8 protein-coding genes and 2 tRNA genes are annotated in these 5,919 nt (G+C 52.1%); all 10 read left to right on the plus strand.

Annotated features, from left to right (window positions below; translation table 11 throughout):
- Window positions 1-197, plus strand: a 197-nt coding sequence (locus DW123_RS09765; protein WP_233540142.1) for a hypothetical protein, incomplete at its 5' end; no start/stop codon positions are given.
- A 94-nt stretch (window positions 198-291) separates the two neighbouring features.
- Window positions 292-1,110, plus strand: coding sequence for a hypothetical protein (locus tag DW123_RS06255; protein WP_118273381.1), 819 nt, complete (start codon window positions 292-294; stop codon window positions 1,108-1,110).
- Between the two features lie 268 nt (window positions 1,111-1,378).
- A complete protein-coding gene (locus DW123_RS06260; protein WP_117762964.1) occupies window positions 1,379-1,645 on the plus strand; it encodes a hypothetical protein in 267 nt (88 codons plus the stop codon).
- Window positions 1,645-1,923, plus strand: a complete 279-nt coding sequence (locus tag DW123_RS09870; protein ID WP_117747084.1) for a DUF4160 domain-containing protein — start codon at window positions 1,645-1,647, stop codon at window positions 1,921-1,923. Before DW123_RS06260 ends, DW123_RS09870 begins: the two co-directional genes overlap by 1 nt.
- A gap of 105 nt (window positions 1,924-2,028) precedes the next feature.
- A complete protein-coding gene (locus tag DW123_RS06270; RefSeq protein ID WP_118273380.1) occupies window positions 2,029-2,214 on the plus strand; it encodes a hypothetical protein in 186 nt (61 codons plus the stop codon).
- On the plus strand, window positions 2,211-2,726 hold the full coding sequence (locus DW123_RS06275) for a type II toxin-antitoxin system death-on-curing family toxin (RefSeq protein WP_117762966.1): 516 nt from the start codon (window positions 2,211-2,213) through the stop codon (window positions 2,724-2,726). Before DW123_RS06270 ends, DW123_RS06275 begins: the two co-directional genes overlap by 4 nt.
- A gap of 45 nt (window positions 2,727-2,771) precedes the next feature.
- Entirely contained in the window at window positions 2,772-3,560 is a 789-nt protein-coding gene (locus tag DW123_RS06280; protein ID WP_118273379.1) for a DUF3825 domain-containing protein, read from the plus strand.
- A gap of 138 nt (window positions 3,561-3,698) precedes the next feature.
- Window positions 3,699-3,773 (plus strand) — tRNA-Val (locus DW123_RS06285).
- A gap of 378 nt (window positions 3,774-4,151) precedes the next feature.
- Entirely contained in the window at window positions 4,152-5,309 is a 1,158-nt protein-coding gene (locus tag DW123_RS06295) for a hypothetical protein (protein WP_118273378.1), read from the plus strand.
- 367 nt (window positions 5,310-5,676) lie between these two features.
- Window positions 5,677-5,749: transfer RNA gene (locus DW123_RS06300), tRNA-Ala, on the plus strand.
- Window positions 5,750-5,919 lie beyond the last annotated feature (170 nt).

Below are 5,919 nucleotides of genomic sequence, written 5' to 3' on the forward strand. Positions count from 1 at the left end.
CGCTGAAACCCGCGGCCGCGACAACCAAGACAACAACGACAGTAACCAAGACCGCGGTCGCCAAAGTCCCCAAACCCAAGGCTGCCACCGCAACAACTGCGGCACTCCCAAAGACCGGCGACAGCCATTGGATAGCCGTGTCCACATTGCTGTTCGTGCTGGGAACAATGCTCCTGGTCGCCGCATATCGCTGCTAAAGCACCCATTTCGATAGGCTATGTAGAAGGCTATATTCTTAACGACACATTAGTAGAATAGTTTATTACGACAATTGCTCAGGATTTTTCTAACATGAACCACGAATTGGACCATACAGTTGACGCTGCCAAGAAAGAATTAGACGCCGGCCTTCTTGAGCTGTTCGAGCGTTGCAGCTATCTGTACAACGAGGCATTTTATGCCAATACGGAACTAGCAATCCTTCGCGAACTGTCTAAAGCATCTTCTGACTATGAGAATGAAGTAATTTGCGCTGGCTGCTTCTTCAGCTTTACACAACTTGCATTAACCGAATCATGTTTCATGAATTGCGCACGGTTATTTGATGCCAAAAGCGAAGTCAGTATTAGGAACTTGATAGAAGACGTCAAGTCTCATTCTGCTGAAATCGACGCACTTGCAATCTCTATATTCGGTGATCGACCAAACTTTGACAGGCTTAATCCAATCGTTCACCCATTGGCAGAGGACGAGGAGCGTTTTTACCCCAAGGAAGTTGAGTCTCAACGCTCATATGAAAAACTGTTCGGAAACCATTACAGAATGGTTACTGTGTGTATAACCACTCATGACCTTTCCAATTTATGGAAAAAACGACTCAACAGTCTCCGTAAACTAAGTGACATGCTTCGCGATCAGCGAAATAAGGTTTTCGCCCATAGCGACATGGAAGCACTGAAATATGATGAGCTTGTTAGGCGACTTCCTTTAACTTACGGCGAAATTCAAAAACTAATCGACTTCGCACTCGATCTGACAATCGAATTATTTGCCAAAATTACTGGTATTGAAAAAGATCGATTGCCCAAGAACTACAACGATATACAAGGCCTCCTAAAATATGCGGAGGTTGGCATGGAGGCTGTTGAGCAGCATTTGGGTAATCTATAGGATTCAAGCGCCTGCAAGTAGTTAAGCATGCGGGCGCTTGAATCTGAGTAGCAGGCAAGCACTTGAATCTGAGTACGATCCTTGACATAAAGCCCGACCATCGCACAATGACAGTTTTTCATGCCAAAAAGACACTGAAGTGTGAGATAGCTCAAAACTCAACAAATCAAATAATCAGCAGTTCAGGTCTTATGGGAATAATTCAATTCGCATCACGTTGCATCTAAGCGGCTGTTTATACTTGGATATAAACACTAAGGAGGCAGCAATGCTTTGGAGCTATGTTCAGCTAGATGACGGCACTCAGTTTGCCTACTCAGAAACACGAGACGATGGGACCGTTCGCGTAGCCGTCGAGCGCCCGGTTGATTTTGGTTTTGACCATGCAGAATGCTTTCTACCTGCGGTCAAATGGTTTAACGTCGAAGGATTTTCTACTGACGATCTGGATTTTTTGACCGAGTTCGTTAGATCAAACGCTCCGTTTATCTTCGAGCTTGCAGAACGGCAAAAAGCTGGACCGGCGGTGGCATAATGCCTCGAATTCTTGTTTTTGGACAGTATGTTCTGTTCTTTTGGATTGCGGAAAACGGAGAACCCGTTCACATCCATGTAGGGGTAAAGAGGGCGGCAGCTAATTCGACTAAGTTTTGGCTCACTAAAAATGGCGGATGCACAGTTGCGAACAACGAGAGCAAGATTCCGGCTAAGGATCTCAGGGATCTTTCAAAACTAATCACCATGAACCATCGGTACATTTGTGACAAGTGGCGCGAAACCTTTGGTGATGATTCCCTGACATTCTATTGCTAAACCGCAATTGAGCCATGATTACGCTTGTCGACATATCCGCTGTCGGCTCTCGCGTGTTACCTCGCCACGACGTCCGCGAGGCGTATCTATTTAAAGGAGGCGGACATGCCTTGGAACTACGTTCAAGTTGATGACGGTGCTGATTGTGCTGGCCAGGAAGATCCTTCAGTTGCGCACGAGGCAGATTCCGCTTCGGCTATTTCACTTGACGGCATTATGTCAATCGACCATGCAGTTGAGGCAACCAAAGCGTCCATGCCCAACGCGCTCAGTCTTTTGGAAAACTCATGATTGCCGATGTCGACGGGCGGGCGATTCCTGTTGCGCCGCTTGTGCTCGATGATGCCGGATCGCTCGAAGCCATGGCCGGCGCCGTCATGCGCCTTCACAGTAAGCTGCTAACAATCGGACGCTGCTATAAAACCGATGCCGCGGGCGACAGGGCTACGCTCGAGCTCGGACGCATCGAGTCCGTGCTTGCGGGCGCGTTCTGCACGATATTCGGCCAATCGCCAGCCGATCGTTTCACGGACATCTTTGACCAGGTTGCCTACGTGGCCGAGCACATGGTCAAGGACCACATCTTCGAGGACGGCAACAAACGAACCAGCCTTGTCTTTGCGTTGTCCGTCCTAAGGTTCGCCGGCACTCCGGTCGTGCTGTCCGACAGCCCGGAACCCAAAGACAACCAGTACTACGCCTGGATCCAGGACCTCGTTGCTAGACGCCGCACGCTCGACGATCTAGCCAACGAGCTGAGGTGCCATTGCATCGTGATCTCCGACGATGCTTCGCACGTATAGAATCAAAGCATCCACACGCCTGTCATTATCTTGATTGGAAGCCACATGGAGATCCCCAACACCCTGTGCAGCAATGTATACGACTTTGCGTTTTGCCCCGAGCCCTGTTACGAGCGCTTGGCCGACCTCGCCGATCCCGAGGACTGGGGTCCCTGCAACCGCATTCTCAAGAACTACCTGTCGTTTTCGTTTAGCCGCGCGGTATTTTTGACCGAGCGCGACGTGGACCAGACCGTGCCGTCCAACCTGCCGCTGGTGTTCGACGACGACCGATGCCTGTTCAACACCGGCCTGTACACGCGCCGCTACGAGACCATCTACGGCCTGTTTGAGCCCAACACCAAGCCCGACGCGCGCCAGCACTGGTTTTTGAAGGGCTTCTTTAAGGAGAGCGACCCCATGCTGGTCTCGTTTGAGTACCTGCCGTGCCGCGTGCGCTTTGCCGAGGACCCCTCCGAGCTGGTCTTTGACTACCGCCTTCCCATCCGCTCCAACATCGACCACATTCTGGGCGACGAGGAAAACCTTACGCGCATTCCCGCCAGCCTGATGGGGGAGGGCAACTCGCTGCTGCTGCGCCGTGCCTTTGAGGGAGCCGTCGTCGAGGCCGCCCGCCGCGCCGCCGCCAACTACACGCTCGCGGTGCCGCAGTTCTACGGCGGCCGAATTCAGCTGCTTCTACCGCTGTGCCTAACTGGCGACAAGCCCGAGCTGGCGCTGACCATCCAACGCGAGGACGGTTTCTACGCAGCGCGCACCTGCCTCACGCTCGACATGGCCTACAACAACGCACGACTTATCTGCCGCCCAGAGACCTCGTGGATCAAGCGATAAAGGGTGGTTTAGCTGGGGGTTTGTCGGCTGCCCTGATTGCTGTGGCGCGGTTTGCGCCCGCGAATTTAAAATCGGAAGCAAAAAGTTCTTGGTAAACCACGCACGGCTATGTTAGTATCTCTTTTGCCGAAAGGCGACGGGCGATTGGCTCAGGGGTAGAGCATATCCTTCACACGGATGGGGTCACAAGTTCGAATCTTGTATCGCCCACCATCTAAAGTACAGGTCAGAGGTGTTAAGCCTCTGGCCTTTTTCTTTTTGACACCAAGGGTGATTCCAAAACGAATCGTAGTCGTATAAGGCGTCATTTTTTTCGCACCCTTTTTGCTGACGCCATTGCATGTTTTGTATAAAACGCATGCGTATTTTCATTGAATTCCCCATGTGATCCGCGCGCAAATGTGGAGACAGGGACCACATGCCCAAAGCTCCTTCCAGCGGTTTTCTATCACACGACGGTTTTTCGGCGGAACTCGGCATGCTTTTGTCAGCATTTGGTTTGCTTCCCGTACTTACCCGCATGATGCCCCGGTAGATAATCGGCCATGCCCGCAATCCGCACGGCCTACGGTCGAAACCAGGGGAGGCCACATGGACGAAATCGTCTGCGCAAACACCGCATTCCGCTACTGGCGCTGCCCACCGCAGGTGCATGACCTCTACCCGCGCCTACCCAGCTCCGATGACGGCTGGCGGGCCCTATCCCAAGCCCCTTTCGTAACCGATGTCCTCAAGACCCCGATTATCGCCGTTGCTTCGCCAGGTTGTTGTAATCACCACTCAGGATTGCGCTCCACTATTCGCTGGGAAGGGGCTTCGGATACCGGCACAACAACCGACACTCATTTAGGCTTTAGCGTCACCAATCCGCTTAACACGTTATTTACTATGACACGATTTGTGTCCCAAATAGATCTCGTACTGGCTATGTACGAACTTTGCGGCTGGTTTTCTGTTTTCGAGCCGACCCCCGCTGTCGAAATGCAGTTGAAAATCGCGTTAAAGGAGAATCGCAATTCCAGCACGCAGGATCTGTTCGAACTTGGAGAAGGCGAAGACGAGATTCCTTGGAAACGAGTTTATGCCCGCACAACCGTAAAGGTCCCAGCAAATGAAGGCCAAACGAACAATCGCGAGGATGGAAGAGAGGTTACGAAACTCAAAGGTACTTCGCTTTGGATGAGAAAGCCACTCATCGAACTGAGCGACTTGCATCGATTCGCCGAAAAGGTCAAAAGTCAAATGTGGGGAAAGCAGTTTTATGATGCCGCTCAGCAGGTTATCGGCATTGCTGCATCTCCACTCGAGGTCGCGGGGGTCCTGCTTCTAAGTCGTTCTCGACGTCTAGGTGGTTCAGGATTCAGATACGTATACCTCAACGATTTAACCCCTCTATCCGAGGAAGCCCAAAGCATCGCAGGTCAAAAGGTTTGCTATGGCGACATCGTGATCGTAAATCCGATTCTTATGAAAGGGGCAATTATCGAAATCCAAGGTGAAGTCATTCATGGCTCAGGTGCAATACTTGACCACGATGCGGAACGCATGACTGCGTTGCAGAGCATGGGATTCGATGTATTCCTGGTGACTCACGATATGCTCAACGATTCAAAGCAGCTAGACACCATCGTCAGAAGTGTCTGCGACCGTTTAGGGATTCGCTATAAAGCCAAAACTGAGGCAATGAAGTGCGCCGAGACGAGACTGCGAGCAAATGTTTTGTGCAACTGGTTGGAAATCGGAAATTAGCCGGCGACAAGGCGCTAGAACTACCTAGTTTGCCTGTTAGTGAATTAATGTCATCTCAAAACTATGCCGGATTACGGGGCTGGACCCGGACCGGCCGTCCATGCCCTGCATTTCACGGAATGCACAAGTCGTCTACCTGCGGTTTTGATTTTACCGATTGCGGCATGCTCGGGGGTTCCCGGCCTGGCCCCGTAAACCGGCATGGTTTTGAAATCGCCGGGTCGGCGGGAGCGCGATTGGCCCCGGCAATGGGCCTGGCGCCGGCAAGACGGCCGTTGGGCGGATGGCGGAACGCGCCGCGACTGCGAAATTTTCCAAAATTGTCCTTGCATCGTGGTCCGAGTTCCCGTATAGTACTTCTTCGCACGGGGGCGTAGCTCAGCTGGGAGAGCGCTTGACTGGCAGTCAAGAGGTCAGGGGTTCGATCCCCCTCGTCTCCACCCGAGCATTGAATGAGGCTCCAACGCAAGTTGGGGCCTTTTAATATGAGAAAGCCATTGTCAATAGGCGTGTTTGTTCGAGCCCGGTTTTAAACCGGGCTTTTTCGTTTCCCGTCGGGAGGGCCCGCGCACGCTGCACGTTTAGTCGACGCTTGCCTGGCAAGCTAATA

The organism is Collinsella sp. AM10-26 (assembly GCF_003472525.1).
Lineage (GTDB): Bacteria > Actinomycetota > Coriobacteriia > Coriobacteriales > Coriobacteriaceae > Collinsella.

What these genes read in the sequence shown, in the direction of transcription:
- DW123_RS06295 (WP_118273378.1), top strand. Translation starts at nt 4,152, where the DNA reads ATGGACGAAATCGTCTGCGCAAACACCGCATTCCGCTACTGGCGCTGC.
- DW123_RS06255 (WP_118273381.1), top strand. Translation starts at nt 292, where the DNA reads ATGAACCACGAATTGGACCATACAGTTGACGCTGCCAAGAAAGAATTA.
- DW123_RS06280 (WP_118273379.1), top strand. Translation starts at nt 2,772, where the DNA reads ATGGAGATCCCCAACACCCTGTGCAGCAATGTATACGACTTTGCGTTT.
- DW123_RS09870 (WP_117747084.1), top strand. Translation starts at nt 1,645, where the DNA reads ATGCCTCGAATTCTTGTTTTTGGACAGTATGTTCTGTTCTTTTGGATT.
- DW123_RS06270 (WP_118273380.1), top strand. Translation starts at nt 2,029, where the DNA reads ATGCCTTGGAACTACGTTCAAGTTGATGACGGTGCTGATTGTGCTGGC.
- DW123_RS06275 (WP_117762966.1), top strand. Translation starts at nt 2,211, where the DNA reads ATGATTGCCGATGTCGACGGGCGGGCGATTCCTGTTGCGCCGCTTGTG.
- DW123_RS06260 (WP_117762964.1), top strand. Translation starts at nt 1,379, where the DNA reads ATGCTTTGGAGCTATGTTCAGCTAGATGACGGCACTCAGTTTGCCTAC.